Origin of the sequence: Loktanella sp. SALINAS62 (assembly GCF_018263905.1) — a bacterium.
Classification (GTDB): Bacteria; Pseudomonadota; Alphaproteobacteria; order Rhodobacterales; family Rhodobacteraceae; genus Loktanella.
Genome location: NZ_JAAFZU010000023.1, coordinates 52,688 through 69,724, shown reverse-complemented (window position 1 = coordinate 69,724; position 17,037 = coordinate 52,688). Strand labels below are relative to the sequence as shown.

Genomic DNA, 17,037 nt, shown 5'->3' with positions numbered 1-17,037 from the left:
TTACGGAGCTTTCCATGACCACGACACTGATTGTTCTGGCACACCCCGACGCGCGGTCATTTAACGGGGTGTGGGCGGATGCCACCCAAACCGCCTGTGAAGGCTTGGGTGATACGGTCCTTCGCTCTGATCTGGTTTCAATGGGTTTTGATCCTGTCGAGCGTGCGAGCCATTATCCTCATCTTACGTCTGATACAGGATTTGACGCGCTCAAAGCGCAAGAAAATTCTGCCGCTCTGAATTGTCTTCCGACCGATGTCGAAGCAGAGATCGAGAAGCTGCGTCGCGCGGACCGTGTCGTGTTTCACTTTCCGATCTGGTGGTTTGCGCCGCCAGCGATCCTCAAGGGTTGGTTCGATCGTGTCTTGGCACACGGGGCGCTGCACTCGGTAGATCAGCGCTTTGACGCGGGTCAATTCCGCAGCAAAAAGGCGCTGTTCTGCGTGACCACTGGATCGAAGGAAAGCGAGAGCGCCTTTGATGGAAAAGAAGGTGACATACAGATGCTGCTTTGGCCCGCAGCTTATACACTTCGCTATCTTGGGTTTTCTGTTGCCGTTCCAGAAATCATCCATGGCGTTCATGGGTACAATCGGGGCAAGAGACAAGAAGAGCTTGAGGACCGCCTCGCAATGGCCCTCGATGCCCAAGTTGGGATCATGACGGATTTTGCCAGCCGTCCTGTCATCCCGTTCAACGCCGACAGCGACTTTGACGCAAACGGTCGGCTACAGGTGGATCGCCCCAATCACAGCTATTTTATCAGAAAAGCACCCTAAGGCGCTTCGCCCTGAACCACCATCGATTCAACAGTTGAAAAGCCGCGCCGCGGCCCGTCATTCCGGCCAATTGCCACCATCCCCCTTGTCAGAGAGACAAGGCAGGGCTAGCTGAAGAATATGAAACCGTTGGGGTGCCCTGATCAGGGCTGAGAGGCGCAAGCCAACCCATCGAACCTGATCCGGATTATACCGGCGTAGGGAACGGTACATGCGCGCAAACGGCTCGCGCGATATCCGTATCCTTGCATCGGTCAACACAGCAAGGGGGCGGACATTGGTTCCTATAGCTTTGACGATAGCAGGGTCCGACTCTGGCGGTGGCGCCGGGGTACAGGCCGATCTAAAGACATTTTCCGCGCTTGGTGCTTATGGGGCCAGCGTCATTACGGCACTGACCGCGCAGAACACACGGGCGGTCGTTTTGGTCGAACCTGTCAGCGATGCGATGATCGCGGCTCAGATCGACGCCGTGTTCGACGATCTGAATATTCGGGCGGTCAAATTGGGGATGCTGGGCGGGCCGCAGGCAATCGCTGTGGTCGCGCAGGGGCTGGCGGGTCGCACGCTGCCGATCGTGCTGGACCCTGTAATGGTAGCGAAATCCGGCGACCGGCTTTTGTCGCCTGATGCGCTTGACTCGCTGCGCCGTCAGCTTTTGCCAATGGCCACGTTGCTGACGCCGAACCTGCCCGAAGCTGCCGACTTGCTGGGCTGTGCACCTGCACAGGACGAGGCCGAGATGATGGGGCAAGGCGATGCATTGCGCGAACTGGGACCAAAGGCAGTGCTGATGAAGGGCGGCCATGGGTCTGGCGAGGTTTGTGTCGATCTTCTGATTTCCGACGCGGGGATCATGCGCCTGACCGCGCAACGGCGCGCTACAAAAAACACGCATGGCACGGGATGCACGTTGTCGGCCGCCATTGCGACCGGGTTGGCAAAGGGGGCCGGGCTGGAAGAAGCGGTCAGGCGCGCGCACGACTACCTGCAAGGCGCAATCGCCGCAGCGGATGATTTAGGCGTCGGCTCTGGTCATGGGCCACTGCATCATTTCCACGCGTTCTGGCGCAATGGTTGACGTGACCATCATAGGCGCCGGCGTCGCCGGGCTTTGCGCGGCTTATGAATTAAGCAAGGCTGGGCTTACTCCGCGCGTGATCGACCGCAATGGCGCACCGGGGCCGCATGGCTGTTCGTGGTGGGCTGGCGGTATGCTTGCCCCGTTTTGCGAGGGTGCTGTGGCCGAAACTGCAATTGTCACGCATGGGCAGGCGGCAGCGGCATTTTGGGCTGAGGTGACAGAAGTCACCTATCGCGGCTCGCTTGTGATTGCCCTGCAGCGCGACCAAGGCGAGTTGACACGTTTCGCGCGGCGCACATCCGGACATCAACAGATCCATGATCTGACCGCGCTTGAACCAGAGCTGAACCAACACAAAAGCGCGCTTTTCTTTGACAGCGAATCCCATCTGGACCCACGCCGCGCGCTGGCCGATCTGGTTGCAGCGCTGGCCGCCCGAGGCATCGCAGTCGAAAGGGCCGAGGCGACACCCGCAGACATCGCAGGCCCAGTGATTGATGCGCGCGGCATGGCGGCTGCCCTGCCTGAACTGCGCGCGGTACGTGGCGAGATGGTGGTGTTGCGCAGCAGCGATATCACGCTTGCGCGCCCTGTCCGCCTGCTGCACCCACGTCACCCCCTTTATATCGTCCCCCGCGAGTCCGGGCTGTTCATGCTGGGCGCCACGCAACTGGAAAGCGCCGACCGGCGCGGTATCTCGGCGCGCGCGGTGCTGGAATTGCTCAGCGCAGCTTATGCGCTCGATCCGCGATTTGGAGAGGCAGAGCTTGTGGAAACCGGCGCGGATCTGCGCCCGGCCTTTCCCGACAATGTCCCCCGCGTGACCGTACAGGGCCGGGTTGTGCATCTGAACGGGTTGTTCCGCCACGGTTACCTGATGGCACCGGCACTGGCGAAGCAGGCCACCGACTATCTAACAAAAGGCATCAAAGGGGATCTTTTACATGAAACTTGAGGTGAATGGCGAACATCGGGATGTCACCGGGCCGACGCTTGCCGACGCGCTGACAGAGCTTGGCTGGGGCGAGGCGCGTGTGGCGACCGCGCTTAACGGTGCCTTTGTGGCCAAGGGCGCGCGCGGCGGGACAGATCTGAACGACGGTGATCGGCTGGAAGTGCTGACCCCGATGCAGGGGGGCTAAGATCATGCGCGATTTTTATGGCGTCACGCTTGACACCCCGCTGATGCTGGGCACGGCGCAATACCCGTCGCCCGCCGTGCTGGAAGCAGCCTTTCGTGGCTCTGGCGCATCGGTCGCGACGGTATCGCTGCGCCGCGAAAGCGGACAGGCGCAGGGCTTTTGGGAGATCATCAAAAGCTTGGGCGTGCATGTCCTGCCCAACACTGCTGGCTGCCATTCGGCGCGCGAGGCGGTGACCACGGCGCAGATGGCGCGGGACCTGTTCGATACGAACTGGATCAAGCTTGAGGTCATTGGCCATGCCGATACCTTGCAGCCCGACCCGTTTGGCCTGCTGGAAGCGACAGAAACGCTGGCCGCCGACGGGTTCGAGGTTTTCCCCTACACGACCGAAGACCAAGTGCTGGCCGGGCGCCTGCTGGACGCCGGGGCGCAGGTACTGATGCCGTGGGGCGCCCCGATCGGGTCAGGGCTGGGCCTGAACAACCGTTACGGGCTTCGGACCCTGCGCGCAGCATTTCCCGATGTGCCGATGGTGATTGATGCGGGCCTTGGCCTGCCCAGCCAGGCGGCAGATGCGCTGGAAATGGGCTTTGACGCAGTGTTGCTGAATACCGCAGTTGCCCAGGCGGGTGATCCCGTCGCGATGGCGCGGGCCTTTGCGCTGGCGGTGCAGGCAGGACAGCTGGCCCGTGCCGCAGACCCGATGGACCCGCGCGATATGGCCCAGCCATCGACCCCGGTGATTGGAAAGGCCTGGCTATGACGCTACCCAAGTTCTACCCGATTTTTGATTCTGTGTCGTGGCTGGAGCGCGCGCTGCCGTTGGGTGTAACGATGGTGCAATTGCGCATGAAAGAACGCCCGCACGCGGACCTGCGCAACGACATCCGGACAGCGCTTGACCTGACGCGACAGCATGGCGCGATGCTGGTGGTAAACGATCACTGGCAGATCGCCATCGACGAAGGTGCGGACTGGCTGCACCTTGGGCAAGAAGATCTGGACACCGCCGATCTACCTGCCATTCGCCGCGCGGGGCTACGTCTGGGTATTTCCACACATGATCATGCCGAACTTGACCGCGCGCTTTCGCTGTCGCCCGACTACGTCGCATTGGGTCCAGTCTATCCAACGATCCTGAAAAAGATGAAATGGCGCCAACAGGGGCTTGACCGGGTGACAGAGTGGAAGCGGCTGGTGGGCGACATCCCCCTTTGCGCCATCGGTGGAATGAACGTGGACCGCGCCGAAGGTGCGTTTGCTGCCGGGGCGGACCTTGTTTCGGTCGTGACAGATATCACGCTCAATCCCGAACCTGAAAGCCGGATACGCGAGTGGATGAGGGTCTGCGCATGACCCGCTATGCCCGTCAGACGATCCTGCCCGAGATCGGCGAGGCCGGACAGGATCGTCTGACCCGCGCGCATGTGCTGGTGGTCGGCGCCGGGGGGCTTGGCGTGCCGGTGCTGCAATATCTGGCTGGGGCTGGCGTCGGGCGGATCACGCTGGTTGATGGCGATACCGTCGCAGAACACAATCTGCACCGCCAGCCGCTTTATCGTATGGATCAGATCGGCCAATCGAAAGCATTGGCCGCCGCAGCGGCGATTGCCGCGCTGAACCCGGACGTGCAGGTCACACCGCTGTTTCAGATGCTCGACCCGGCCAACGCGCCAGCGCTTGTTGCGGCGGACCTTGTGCTTGATTGCGCAGATACATTCGCCGCCAGCTTGACACTTTCGGATGCCTGTCTGGCACATGGCACACCGCTCGTCACCGCGTCGGCGCTGGCGCGATCGGGCTATGTGGCGGCTTGCTGCGGGGGATATCCCTCTTTGCGCGCTATCTTTCCCGATCTGCCGGAACGCGGTGCCACCTGCGCCACAGCGGGCGTAATGGGGCCGGTCGTGGGCGCGATCGGGGCGCTGCAGGCGCAAATGGCCTTGTCGATTTTGCTGGAGCTTACACCGTCTCCGCTGGGGCAATTGATCAGCATGGACACCGTGACATGGCGCATGGGGGGCTTTCGCTTTGACGATGCACCGGAACCTGACCAATCGCTGCCCTTTATTGCGCGCAGCCAGATCCGACCGTCTGACATGATCGTCGACCTGCGCACAGAAGCCCCACCGTTCTGCGATGCAGCCCGACACGTCCCACCGGATGCAATCGCGACCCTGATCCCACCCAAAGATGCGCGCGTCGTTCTGGCCTGCGCAACGGGACTGCGCGCACACAACGCGGGCGCGGCCCTGCAAGCCCGCTGGCCGGGTGACATCACTCTGCTGGCCCTGACAAACCAAAAGGATATATCATGAAACACCTCGCCGCCGCACTGTGCCTGGGAATGATCGCCATACCAGCGCAAGCCCAGGACCGCCTGACGCTGATGCTGGACTGGTTCGTGAATCCCGATCATGGGCCAATCATTCTTGCACAGGAATTGGGCTATTTCGACGACGCAGGGCTGGACGTTGAAATCGTCACCCCGTCCAATCCCAATGACCCGCCGCGCATGGCTGCGGCAGGTCGTGTCGATCTTGCGATCAGTTATCAGCCCCAGCTACACCTGAGCCGCCACAATGATCTGCCGCTGCGCCGTGTTGGAACGCTGATTTCAACGCCGCTGACCTGCCTTGTCGTGCTGGCCGACGGGCCTGTGCAGGAAATTGCGGACCTGCGCGGACGCAAGGTCGGTTTTGCGGTGTCCGGTGTGCAAGAGGTCATGCTGGACGCGATGCTGGCCCATCACGATATGGCCCCGGACGATGCAGAGCAGATCAACATCGGGTGGTCGATTTCGCCTGCGCTGATGTCGGGTCAGGTCGATGCTGTGATTGGGGCGTTTCGCAATTTTGAGCTGAACCAATTGCAGATCGAAGGCACCAAGGGGCGCTGTTTTTACCCAGAGGCCGACGGCGTGCCCGCCTATGACGAGCTGATTTATGTCGCCAATCCGGAACGGATGGACGCCGATGCCATCGCACGTTTTCTGGATGCGACTGAACGTGCGGCTGGCTATATCCTCAACAACCCTGACGACGCATGGGACAAGTTCGCGGCCACGGCGTCCGAGCTGCAGACAGAATTGAATACGCTTGCATGGGATGACACATGGCCGCGCTTTGCCACCCGGCCTGCCGCGATGGACGCCGGACGCTATGCCCGGTTCGAGGCGTTTCTGGCCGAACGCGGCGCGACACAGGGCGGGCTTTCCGTGGATGATCTTGCCATTGACCTGACAGCGAAGCGTCCATGATCGCACCTGATTATGGAACGGCCTTTGGCCACTGGCGCGCCGAGGCGGATCATTGGAATGCCTATACCCACCATGCTTTTGTCGAAGGGCTGCGGACCGGCACCTTGCCGCGTCCGCGTTTCCTGCACTATCTCCGTCAGGATTACGTCTTTCTGATCCACTTTGCCCGGGCATGGGCGTTGGCAGCAGCAAAGGCCGAAACATTGGCAGAAATGCAGGCGGCGTCGGCCACTGTGCAGGCGCTGGTGCATCATGAAATGCCGCTGCATGTGCAGATCTGTGCCCGTGAAGGCATCAATGCCGCCGCACTGGAAGCGACAGAAGAGGCGCCTGCGAACCTCGCCTACACCCGCTACGTGTTGGACGCTGGATATTCGGGCGATTTTCTTGACCTGATGGCGGCCCTCGCCCCTTGTGTGCTGGGCTACGGTGAAATCGGCGCGCGGCTTTCGGGCAGTGGCGGACCCTATTCCGAGTGGATAGAGACCTATGCCGGTGCAGAATATCAAGCCCTGTGCGGGAATGTCGGCGCGCTGATCGACGGTGCGCTTTTGCATCGGCTGGGGCCGGACTGGACCAGCCTGCCGCGCGCCAAACACTTGTCGCAGCGCTTTGCCACGGCCACGCGGCTCGAAGTCGGCTTTTGGCAGATGGGGTTCAACGGCACATGACGTCGCTTGATGTGCGTGGCGACTTGTGGATTGGCGACGCCGCATTGATCCGCAATCTGGCGCTAGAGATCCCCGCCCGGCGGTGGTCCTGCCTGCTTGGGCCGTCCGGGGTCGGCAAATCCACCATCGCACGGCTTGTTGCGGGTTTGCCGGGCACGCAGCATCTACGCGGTAGGCTGCAAACGGGCGATGGCGTGCCCTTGACCGGACGTGTCGCGCTGCTGGCGCAGTCCGGACAGCTTATGCCGTGGGCGGATGCGGTTCAAAATGTTACCATCGGCGCAAGACTGCGCGGGGCACGGCCGGACAGATCGCGCGCCCGCGCGCTGCTGGAACAGGTGGGGCTGGCCGGGCTGGCGCATCGTCGACCGTCCGAACTGTCGGGGGGGCAGCGTCAACGCGTGGCGCTGGCCCGCGTGCTGATAGAGGACGCGCCGGTGGTTGTGCTGGACGAACCATTCTCTGCACTCGATACCGCCACCCGGCTGGCGATGCAGGACCTTGCGGCCAAATTGCTTAAGGGACGCACAGTCATCCTGATTACCCATGATCCACTCGAAGCGCTGCGATTGTCGGATCGTGCTTGGCTCTTGGGGCCGGACGGGTCCGAGATGTTGTCGCTACCCGATGGGTTCACCCCACGCGACTTTCGGGCGCCAGCGCTACTGGCTGCACAGGCCGCACTTTTGGCCCGCCTGACTGGTAAAGTCGCATGCGCTGGCTGAATGCTGCCCCCCTGCGCGCCCTATTGGCTTTGGCTGTCGCCCTGAGCATTTGGCAGGTCGTGGTCTGGCTGACGGACGTGCCGCATTTCATTCTGCCCAGCCCGATACGCGTTGGTGAAGCTTTGTGGGTCAACGCCGCGCTTCTGGCAGAGCACGCCCGGTTCACCGCGACCAACCTTTTGGTCGGAATGGCGGCAGGGGTGGCGCTTGGTGTGGCCACGGCGTTGAACCTTGCCTTGTCGCCTGTGGCGCGGCTGATGCTGCGCCCCATGCTGATCTTTGCACAGGCGGTGCCGGTCTTTGCATTGGCGCCAATCCTGACGCTATGGCTGGGCTATGGTGGGACGTCAAAAATCGTGATCGTCATGCTGGTTATCTATTTCCCCGTCACATCGGCGTTTTTCGATGGGCTCATGCGACTGCCAGCGCCGCTGGTGGATCTGGCACATCAGATGCGCGCAACGCCGCTGCGGCGGTTGTTCCTGCTACAGGTCCCGAATGCTCTTCCGGCGCTGATCTCGGGCCTCCGGCTCGCCATAGTTTACGCGCCCTTTGCCGTGATCATCGGGGAATGGGTCGGGTCTTCGCGCGGTCTGGGCTATCTGATGCTTATGTCGAATGGGCGGGGGCAGACCGACCTGATGTTTGCAGCCCTGTCCGTACTTGCGGCCATGAGCCTGTTGTTGTTCGCCACTTTGGAAAAGCTTGTCAGTCCGGCCCCCTGAAACGGATCAAAGCGTGCTGGCCCTTTGCGGGGTGATCAGGTGACGGTTCCGGTTTCAAGGTTAGCAGTCATTGGCTGAAAGCGATGCCGTCTGACAGTTTTGCCCTCCACTTCGATCGCTGTGCCGGCCTCGACCTCGGTCCACGGAGCGGTGCCGCCATCCAGCGGTTCAGAGCACAGGACGATGCCGTCAGCACGGACTTGATAGAACAGGCTGGGGGGAATCGGTCGGACGCATATCGGGCGGCGTAAAGTGTTCGTCCATCGCTCCAACAGGCTGCAAACCGCATATGGGGCGTATCGCCTTTGGCGCGTGACAGGGATTCGACGTCGCCCACCGCTTGCATCATGGCCCCGATGGGATCGCGGTCCAGACCATAACCGGCGGCGATCAGAAATATCGCCTCGCTGTCGGTGGCGCCAAACCGGTGCGCATAGCAGTCCGCCGGTATCATGCCGTCAAGGTCCTGCCGTAGCCTCAGATGCCCGCCCACTTGACCATTGTGCATGAAACTCCACCGGCCAAGACTGAACGGATGGCAATTGTTGCGCGACGTCGCCATCGATGTCGAGGCCCGCACATGTGCCAGAAAATGACCGGATCGGGTGTGCCGTGATATCTGTTCGAGGTTCGCATCCGACCAGGCGGGGTTCACATCCTTGTAGATACAGGGCGTTTCGCGCTCGCCATACCATGCAAGGCCGAAGCCGTCGGCATTCAGGGGCGTTTTGCCAATCAACGCGCCGCGGCTCTGAACGATAAGGGACCGGTCACCGTTCAGCACGAATGCGTCAAGGTAGCGGGGCGCCCCGGTCCATGCGAGAAACCGGCACATCAAGCGGCTTTCGGCGAAAAACGCGCCGTGCTTTCATCCACGGTGTAATCGCGGGTGTAGACATCTGGATCGCGGGCGACGCGGGCGACTGCGTCAATGATCCGGTCGGCTTTGGCATCCTCCATCAGGGCGGAAAATGCGAGTCTGGTCCAGCCCGGTTTTGCGATCTCATGGCCCGCAAGAATATCCGCCCGCAACCGGTCTGATTGCGCGCGATCAATCCCCAGCAGCCGGTGGGCGTAAGGGCCAGCGCAGGCGCACCCGCCGCGCGCCTGAATGCCGAAATGATCCGACAGGACGCGACAGACAAGCTGGGGATGCACCACCGCGCCATCGGCATCGCGGATCAGAAACGAAAAGATCGGCAGGGCTGGCGCATCCGGGTTGCCCAGAAGGGTCAGTCCCGCAAGACCGCGCCACGCTGTGCGCGCCCTTTGTCGGTGATTTTCCAATCGGTTCGCCATACGGCCCGCACCAATCGCGTCTTTTACAACGAAGCACAGCGCAGCGCGGATATCGCCGATCACGTTTGGTGTGCCGGTTTCCTCGCGTGTGACGACATCAAGCAAATAGTCCTGCACCCAAGGCGACACGAACCGGACGGTGCCGCCGCCGGGGCTGGTCGGCCGGTCGCGTTTGACAGCGTCGCGGCGCATGATCAGAACACCCGATGCGCCGGGGCCGCCGATGAATTTGTGCGGCGATATAGCCACGGCATCCATGCCCAAACCCATGTCGATCGGCAGGTAGGGGCCGCCGCCCGCATAATCCCAGATGCTGATTGCGCCACGATCCTTGAGAATCCGGGTAATCACGGCAACGTCGCTGACGATGCCGGTCACGTTCGATGCGGCAGAAAAGGCACCGATGATCGGACGCCCTTTGCCCGCATCTAGGTGCGCGACCAAATCGTCCATGTCCGGTCCGCCGGTGGTGGCTTCGGTAATCTCGATCACTTCGGCGCCGGATTCGCGCCAAGGCAGGATGTTGGAATGATGCTCGTACGGACCGATCAGCACCAGCGGGCGCTGCCCTTCTGCCAGCATCGTATCGATCCCCAACAGGCGAGTCAGTTTCGACAGCCCTGCGGTTGCTCCTGCGCCGGCGAAAATCACCGCATGATTGTCATCCGCACCGCAAGCCGCGCCCACGATATGCCGCGCCTTGGCCCGCAGGTGGTTCATGTGACGCCCGCAAAACGACGCCTCGGTATGGGCGTTGGAGTAGTAGGGCAGCACGTCCCGGACCACAGCGTCTTCGATCTGCTTCAGCGCACGGCCCGACGCTACGTAATCGGCATAAATCAACGGCTGCGGCCCACCGGGACCGGGCACCATCGCGCCTTCTCCGATCAGGCCTGATTGCAGGGCTTTGATTGCACCGTTCTGCATCAGATCGTTGCGAAACCGGTCGTACAGGTCAGTAAGGTCGTCCATGGGTCAAGTCTCGCAGTTTGTTCCGGTTGCATGAGACATTGCCTTATCAATCTGCTATGATCATTACCTAAATCATGCATAATTTGCGGCTTTTTCTATCATATGACCCAATCAACCTCTCATACTCTTGATTCAATCGACGCCGCCATTCTGCGGGTGCTGCAGAAGGACGCATCATTGTCCCAGCGCGACGTGGCCGACCGCGTCGGCCTGTCGCAAAATGCATGTTGGCGTCGGATCGCACGATTAAAGGATGCGGGCATCATCACGGGCCAAACGCTTCGACTGGATCACGGAAAAATCGGGCTTGGCCTGACGGTCTTTGTCATGCTGCGCACGCGGGATCATTCGCCGGACTGGCTGAAGACCTTTCGCAAGACGGTGCTAGGTATCGAAAATATTGTCGACGTTTTCCGTATAGCTGGGGATTACGACTACATGCTGAAGATTGTGGCACAGGACATGAACGATTTCGACGGAATCTATCAACGGCTTATTCACGGCGCGGCATTGGAAACCGTGACCTCTTACATCGCCATGGAAGCCATCGCCGACCAACGCGATTTGCCGGTTTGAGTGAGCGATGACATTCGGCTGAGTTGCTTCTTTCCGGAAACCGCAAATGCTTGCACCCTGCAATAACCCACCCATATTTCGTTGGTGCCAGCGGGTAACGGTTCGGAGACGACGATGAGTTATTTCAAGACAGCGATGCTGATGGCGGCGATGACCGCGCTTTTCATGGGGTTGGGTTATCTGCTGGGCGGCGTGGGCGGGGCTGTGATCGCTTTGATCATCGCGGCAGCCATGAACGTCTATACCTGGTGGAATTCGGACAAGATGGTCCTGCGGATGCATAATGCCCAACCGTTGGAACCTGGCGACCGGATGGGGATCTATGCCATGACCGCAGATCTCGCGCGGAACGCAGGCCTGCCCGAACCCAAGGTTTACCTGATCGACACGCCGCAGCCCAATGCCTTTGCAACGGGACGGAACCCCAGCAATGCCGCTGTGGCCGTGACAACCGGCCTGATCCGCAGCCTCAGCCGCGAGGAGTTGGCAGGCGTCATCGCGCACGAACTCGCCCACATCCGAAACCATGACACCGCGATCATGACAGTCACCGCAACCTTTGCCGGTGCGATTTCGATGCTGGCCAATTTCGCGCTTTTCTTCGGCGGTTCGCGCGAGCGTCTGGGCCTTTTCGGCACGATCTTGATGATGATCGCCGCACCGTTCGCCGCTGCGCTGGTGCAGATGGCGATCAGCAGGACACGGGAATATGCAGCCGACAAGGCTGGTGCCGAAATCTGTGGTCATCCGCTCTGGCTGGCATCCGCACTTGAAAAGATCGCCTCTGGGGCCAGCCGGATCGATAACGCGGCAGCAGAACGTAATCCGGCAACTGCGCATATGTTCATTATTAATCCGTTGCACGCGCACAAGCACGACAGCCTATTCGCGACCCACCCTGCGACCGAAAACCGCATCGCCGCTTTGCGCGACATGGTGGGGCAGGTCGATCAATCCCGGCCTGCGCCATCTAAGCCACTTTCAAAAACGAGCATCCCCAAGGCAGGGAAACGCAGCCGTCCGGGCCCATGGTCTTAACCCCTAGCTTGGCGCGATTGGAGCGGTGGCCGCCGCTTGAACGCCTTTTGTTCAGCACGTGTGCGCCGAAGCCGTCGCCTATTGCCGAGACGCGACGGCGAATTAGCTTTCCCTGATGACTTATTCAGACACAACTTACCCCGCACGCAGACCCGCTGCGCGACGTGATGGCGCCGTTCGCCTGATCCAGTCGCACATCCTGGGGCTTCGGGCTTTGATCTGCAGCTTCTTGATCGCCGTCATGGTGTTCTGGCCCCATCACATGATGCTGCACGCCCAAGAGGATCAACAAGAATGGTTGCCAGAGGTGCTGGAGCTACCCGCCGACATGGAAGTCATCACGGATCGTTCGATCGGATCGTCCCTGCGGATGTTTTCGTTCACCACCGAACGCGATCCCGACGAACTGCTGGAAGAGTGGGAAGAGGAACTAAGGCTTGCTGGCTATGCGATTGATCAAGAGCAGGGCGACATTCTTGACAAGGTTGTCGAGTTTTCGGGATCGGGGATCAGCAACGGCAAAATCGTGATTGCCCCGGTCGAAGACGACGGACGCGCAGTGATCGAATTCGACGCGACCCTGGAATGAATCCGTGACCCCGTAGGAATGCAGCGATGCGTACGACAGACTACGTCATCGAAGGCATCAGCGATCTGGCGGAAGCCTTCGGTCCGTTTCCAACAAGTTCAAACAGGCGTCCACCGCGACGGTCAAAGGCCAAGCCAGTCACGCAGCCCGTGGAACCCTTCCCCGCCATGCAGCATTAGTCATGAACATGCCTAATCGGTCCCGCCTATCGTCATGCCTTCGCTTTTATGCCTCAATGTCGGTTCTTCCAGCCTAGCCTTCGCGCTGTTTCCTGCTGGCGCTTCCACGCCAGCGTGGACGGGTGGGATCGATCTGTCGGTGGCGCAGACGGTGGCGCTGGGTCGCCCTGGCGAAGCGCCGGGTGTGCTTGATGTCGACGATCCGGCTGACTTTCCCGCCATCGCCGCGCTGCTGATCAAGCGAGAGGGCGAGGGCGCCATCCCCGTTCACCGCATCGTTCACGGCGGTCAGACGGCGCAGGCGGCAGCGTGGCTTGACGCGGCAGAGATCGCGCGGCTGGACACGCTTGCGCCGCTCGCGCCGGTCCACCAGCCAGCAGGCCTGTCGGTCGTACGGCGACTGGCTGAAGAGCGACCCGGTTTGCGGCAGATCGCTGTCTTTGACACCGCTTTTCACTATGACATGCCTCTTGTCGCGCGGCAGATCCCGGTCGCCCCCGAGGTGCCGTTCGTCGACATCCGCCGCTATGGCTTTCACGGTCTGTCGCACGGCTGGGTCGCCCGAAAGATGGCTGCGGAAGCGCCGGATTGCCGACGCATCGTGTCGTTGCATCTGTCGGGCGGTTCGAGCGCCTGCGCGATCCTCGACGGCCAAAGCGTCGACACTTCGATGGGTGCGACGCCACTGGACGGGTTGATGATGGGCACCCGTTCTGGCGCGGTCGATCCCGGACTGCTGCTCTACGCGCTCAAGCAGGAAATGAGCTGCGACGATCTTGAGAACCTGCTTTGGCACCGCTCGGGGCTGTTGGGCGTTTCGGGCATCTCCTCTGACCTGCGCGATATCCTGCCCGACGGCAGCCAGCAGGCAGAGGCAGCTGTCGCGCTTTTCTGCCGTCGCACGGCCAAGGCCGTTTCCGAGATGGCGGTTTCGGCTGGTGGTCTTGATGCGCTGGTCTTTACCGGCGGTGCGGGGGCGGAACAGCCGGTGATACGGCAGCGGATCGTGGCGGAACTTGCATGGTTGGGCCTGTCGCTGGACGACGATGCCAATACGCAAGACGCTGCCATCGTCTCTGCACCGGACAGCGCGGTGCAAATCCGCGCGATGCCGACCGAGGAGGAACGGATGATGGCGCACCACGCCGCAACCCTGATCCAAGAGGACGACCATGCGCATTGATCTTTCCGCCGTCGACGCCTGGTGGCGCGCGGCCAACTACCTGTCAGTCGGGCAGATCTATCTGATGGACAATCCGCTTTTGATGCGGCCGCTAGCGCCCGAAGATATAAAAGCCCGCCAGTTGGGCCACTGGGGCACCACGCCGGGCCTGACATTCATGCAGGCGCATGCGAACCGGGTCATCATCGAACGGGGTCTTGATATGCTTTTCGTCGCCGGTCCCGGCCACGGCGGCCCCGCAATGGTGGCCGGTGCCTGGCTCGACGGCTCTTATAGCGAGCGTCATTCCGACGTGCCGCAGGACGCGGATGGGATGCGCGCGCTGTTCCGGCAGTTTTCGTTTCCCGGGGGCGTTCCCTCTCATGCCGCCGCGCCCACGCCGGGCTCTATCCACGAAGGGGGTGAGCTTGGCTATGCGCTGGCCCACGCGACCGGTGCGGCCTTTGACAGCCCGGACCTGACGGTGCTCTGCGCCATCGGCGACGGAGAGGCCGAGACCGGTGCGCTGGCGACGAGCTGGCATTCCCACCGTTTCCTGCGCCCCGGACGCGACGGTTTCGTCCTGCCTGTGCTGCACCTGAACGGCTATCGTATCGCCGCACCGACGCTGTTGGGGCGGATGGCGCGAGAAGAAATCGACGCCCTGTTCCACGGCTACGGCTGGCAGCCAATCTTTGTCGAAGGCGACGCGCCGGAACAGATGCATCGCGACATGGCCGCAGCGATGGACGCTTGCCTTGATGCCCACGCCCGCATTGTGCGCGATGGAGAAGGGCGGCCGCCAATGATCGTCCTGCGCAGCCCCAAGGGCTGGACCGGACCGCAAGATGTCGACGGCCAGCAGGTCGAGGGAACCTTTCGCGCCCATCAGGTCCCCTTGGATGTGCCGCGCGAAGAAGGGCCGCATCTGCGCCAGTTAGAGGAGTGGCTGCGCCGCTACCGCCCCGATGACTTGTTTCCAGAGGGTCGGCCCTCGCCGCAGGTCTTGACGCTGGTCCCCGAAGGCGGTCGCAGGCTCGGCGCGACACCCCATGCGGACGGTGGGCGGCTGACTGTGCCGTTGGACCTGCCGCGGGCAGAGGACCACGCCCTGACGTTCGATGCGCCGGGTGCCGTAAATGGCAGCGCCACGACCGTTCTGGGCCACTGGCTGGCCGACCTGATGCGGCGCAATCCGCGCAACTTCCGCCTGTTCGGGCCGGACGAGACCGAATCCAACAAGCTTAACGCCGTTTTTGACGCTTCGCCGCGTTTCGCACCCGGTCCGGTGCGCGATACGGACGCTGCGCTGTCGCCCCAAGGCCGGGTCATGGAAGTGCTGTCAGAACATCTGTGCCAAGGTTGGTTGGAAGGCTACCTGCTGACCGGGCGGCATGGCCTCTTTAACTCCTACGAGGCCTTTATCCATATCGTCGGTTCGATGGCCAACCAGCACATCAAGTGGATGCGTGAGGCAAAAGAGACGGGATGGCGGGCGCCGATCCCATCGCTGAACTGGCTACTATCGAGCCATGTGTGGCGGCAGGAGCATAATGGATTTACCCATCAGGACCCCGGATTCCTTGATCATCTTGCGACCAAGGGTGCCGAAATGGTTCGGCTCTACCTGCCGCCCGACGCGAATTCCCTGCTGGCCGTGGTGGAACAGGTCATGGCGACCACTGACCGCGCGAACTGCATCGTCGCTGGCAAGCAGCAAGAGCCGCAGTGGCTGCCGCTTGATGCCGCGCGTGCCCACCTGTCGGCAGGCTTTGGAATCTGGGACTGGGCTGCGAACGATCACAAGCCTGAGGCGGTTATAGCCGCAGCCGGAGACGTGCCGACGCTGGAGGCACTGGCGGCGGTGACACTCTTGCGGCGGTTCTTGCCGGATATGGCGCTGCGCTTCGTCAACGTCGTTGACCTGATGGCGCTTCAGCCGCCCAGTCAGAACCCTGATGGCGCGAGCGACGACCGCTTCGACGCTGTCTTTGGCACCGATGCGCCGGTGATCTTTAATCATCACGGCTATCCTGGGCTGATCCACGAGCTGACGTATCGCCGCGCTGGCCACCATCTGTTCCACGTCAACGGCTACCGCGAAAAGGGCACGACCACGACGCCGTTTAACATGACGGCGATGAACGGGATTGATCGCTTCACGATTGCCCTCGACGCTTTGGACAGAGCAGGGCGAAGCGGTCATGCGGCTGATGCTTTGCGCGGCTACGTGAACGAAATGCGGCAACGGCAGCATGACTGGAGCCATCGCACCGGCGAGGACCTTCCAGAGATCAAGGAGTGGCGCTGGAGTGATGACCGCTGAACTGTGCACCCCCTGAAAGGACCGCGCGTCTTGCCGAAGTTTGCCGTAAAATGTCGGCCCCCATGCTGGCCTATGCGGCAGCGACGTGGCCCGGATCAGGCGGGCCATGCTTGAAAACGCGCTTTTTATAACCAGATGAAAACCCAGATAGTTATGGAGGACCGCATCTTGAAATGCCCACTTGACGGAACCGAACTTGTCATGACGGACCGTTCCGGCGTCGAAATCGATTATTGTCCGCAATGCCGCGGTGTGTGGCTCGACCGGGGCGAACTTGACAAGATCATCGAGCGTGCCTCCGCCCAATCACGGCCTCCGGCTGCACCGCAAGAGGCGCCCCGGCGCGCCGAGGGTCGATACGACGATGATCGACGAAGTGAAGATGACAGGCGTCGCTATCAGGGCGGATACGGCCACGAGAAAAAGCGAAAGGGCTTTCTGGGCGAACTGTTCGACTTCTAAGCGTAAAGTGCGCGTTGCTTTTCATCAGCGCCCTGGCAGCGAAAGA

19 protein-coding genes and 1 riboswitch are annotated in these 17,037 nt (G+C 61.6%); of the genes, 17 read left to right on the top strand and 2 right to left on the bottom strand.

Annotation, left to right across the window (positions count from 1 at the left end):
- Positions 1–14 precede the first annotated feature (14 nt).
- The 11 genes from GZH79_RS07880 to GZH79_RS07830 all read left to right on the top strand — a co-directional run bounded on the left by GZH79_RS07880 (position 15) and on the right by GZH79_RS07830 (position 8,388).
- Complete coding sequence (locus tag GZH79_RS07880) at positions 15–779, top strand: NAD(P)H-dependent oxidoreductase (protein WP_211643240.1); 765 nt, start codon at positions 15–17, stop codon at positions 777–779.
- Between the two features lie 120 nt (positions 780–899).
- A riboswitch (TPP riboswitch) is annotated at positions 900–1,000 on the top strand.
- A gap of 56 nt (positions 1,001–1,056) precedes the next feature.
- Positions 1,057–1,860 (top strand): bifunctional hydroxymethylpyrimidine kinase/phosphomethylpyrimidine kinase, encoded by an 804-nt coding sequence (gene thiD / locus GZH79_RS07875; RefSeq protein WP_211643487.1) that lies wholly within the window; start codon positions 1,057–1,059, stop codon positions 1,858–1,860.
- Positions 1,853–2,818 carry an FAD-dependent oxidoreductase gene (locus GZH79_RS07870; RefSeq protein WP_211643486.1) on the top strand — a complete coding sequence of 322 codons (966 nt, stop codon included), beginning with the start codon at positions 1,853–1,855 and terminating at the stop codon, positions 2,816–2,818. The genes thiD and GZH79_RS07870 overlap by 8 nt, the downstream gene beginning before the upstream one ends.
- On the top strand, positions 2,808–3,005 hold the full coding sequence (gene thiS / locus GZH79_RS07865; protein ID WP_211643239.1) for a sulfur carrier protein ThiS: 198 nt from the start codon (positions 2,808–2,810) through the stop codon (positions 3,003–3,005). Before GZH79_RS07870 ends, thiS begins: the two co-directional genes overlap by 11 nt.
- A gap of 4 nt (positions 3,006–3,009) precedes the next feature.
- Complete coding sequence (locus tag GZH79_RS07860) at positions 3,010–3,771, top strand: thiazole synthase (protein ID WP_211643238.1); 762 nt, start codon at positions 3,010–3,012, stop codon at positions 3,769–3,771.
- Entirely contained in the window at positions 3,768–4,364 is a 597-nt protein-coding gene (locus tag GZH79_RS07855; RefSeq protein WP_211643237.1) for a thiamine phosphate synthase, read from the top strand. Before GZH79_RS07860 ends, GZH79_RS07855 begins: the two co-directional genes overlap by 4 nt.
- Positions 4,361–5,326 carry a HesA/MoeB/ThiF family protein gene (locus GZH79_RS07850; RefSeq protein ID WP_211643236.1) on the top strand — a complete coding sequence of 322 codons (966 nt, stop codon included), beginning with the start codon at positions 4,361–4,363 and terminating at the stop codon, positions 5,324–5,326. The genes GZH79_RS07855 and GZH79_RS07850 overlap by 4 nt, the downstream gene beginning before the upstream one ends.
- Positions 5,323–6,267: an ABC transporter substrate-binding protein gene (locus tag GZH79_RS07845; protein WP_211643235.1), complete on the top strand. Its 945-nt coding sequence runs from the start codon at positions 5,323–5,325 to the stop codon at positions 6,265–6,267. The genes GZH79_RS07850 and GZH79_RS07845 overlap by 4 nt, the downstream gene beginning before the upstream one ends.
- Entirely contained in the window at positions 6,264–6,938 is a 675-nt protein-coding gene (tenA, locus tag GZH79_RS07840) for a thiaminase II (protein ID WP_211643234.1), read from the top strand. Before GZH79_RS07845 ends, tenA begins: the two co-directional genes overlap by 4 nt.
- Positions 6,935–7,663, top strand: a complete 729-nt coding sequence (locus GZH79_RS07835; RefSeq protein ID WP_211643233.1) for an ATP-binding cassette domain-containing protein — start codon at positions 6,935–6,937, stop codon at positions 7,661–7,663. Before tenA ends, GZH79_RS07835 begins: the two co-directional genes overlap by 4 nt.
- Positions 7,651–8,388: an ABC transporter permease gene (locus tag GZH79_RS07830; RefSeq protein WP_211643232.1), complete on the top strand. Its 738-nt coding sequence runs from the start codon at positions 7,651–7,653 to the stop codon at positions 8,386–8,388. Before GZH79_RS07835 ends, GZH79_RS07830 begins: the two co-directional genes overlap by 13 nt.
- A gap of 67 nt (positions 8,389–8,455) precedes the next feature.
- Here the strand turns inward: GZH79_RS07830 and GZH79_RS07825 are convergent, their stop codons facing one another.
- A complete protein-coding gene (locus tag GZH79_RS07825; RefSeq protein WP_249219039.1) occupies positions 8,456–9,223 on the bottom strand; it encodes a class II glutamine amidotransferase in 768 nt (255 codons plus the stop codon).
- Entirely contained in the window at positions 9,223–10,659 is a 1,437-nt protein-coding gene (locus GZH79_RS07820) for an aminotransferase class V-fold PLP-dependent enzyme (protein WP_211643231.1), read from the bottom strand. The genes GZH79_RS07825 and GZH79_RS07820 overlap by 1 nt, the downstream gene beginning before the upstream one ends.
- Before the next feature lie 102 nt (positions 10,660–10,761).
- Between GZH79_RS07820 and GZH79_RS07815 the strand changes: the two genes are divergently transcribed.
- From GZH79_RS07815 to GZH79_RS07790, 6 genes are all read left to right on the top strand, one after another.
- Positions 10,762–11,235, top strand: a complete 474-nt coding sequence (locus GZH79_RS07815; protein WP_211643230.1) for an Lrp/AsnC family transcriptional regulator — start codon at positions 10,762–10,764, stop codon at positions 11,233–11,235.
- 114 nt (positions 11,236–11,349) lie between these two features.
- Positions 11,350–12,273, top strand: a complete 924-nt coding sequence (gene htpX, locus GZH79_RS07810; RefSeq protein WP_211643229.1) for a zinc metalloprotease HtpX — start codon at positions 11,350–11,352, stop codon at positions 12,271–12,273.
- 115 nt (positions 12,274–12,388) lie between these two features.
- Entirely contained in the window at positions 12,389–12,862 is a 474-nt protein-coding gene (locus tag GZH79_RS07805) for a hypothetical protein (RefSeq protein ID WP_211643228.1), read from the top strand.
- Between the two features lie 213 nt (positions 12,863–13,075).
- Positions 13,076–14,224 carry an acetate kinase gene (locus GZH79_RS07800; RefSeq protein WP_211643227.1) on the top strand — a complete coding sequence of 383 codons (1,149 nt, stop codon included), beginning with the start codon at positions 13,076–13,078 and terminating at the stop codon, positions 14,222–14,224.
- Positions 14,214–16,529: a phosphoketolase family protein gene (locus GZH79_RS07795; protein WP_211643226.1), complete on the top strand. Its 2,316-nt coding sequence runs from the start codon at positions 14,214–14,216 to the stop codon at positions 16,527–16,529. Before GZH79_RS07800 ends, GZH79_RS07795 begins: the two co-directional genes overlap by 11 nt.
- 168 nt (positions 16,530–16,697) lie before the next feature.
- Positions 16,698–16,991: a zf-TFIIB domain-containing protein gene (locus tag GZH79_RS07790; protein ID WP_211643485.1), complete on the top strand. Its 294-nt coding sequence runs from the start codon at positions 16,698–16,700 to the stop codon at positions 16,989–16,991.
- Positions 16,992–17,037 lie beyond the last annotated feature (46 nt).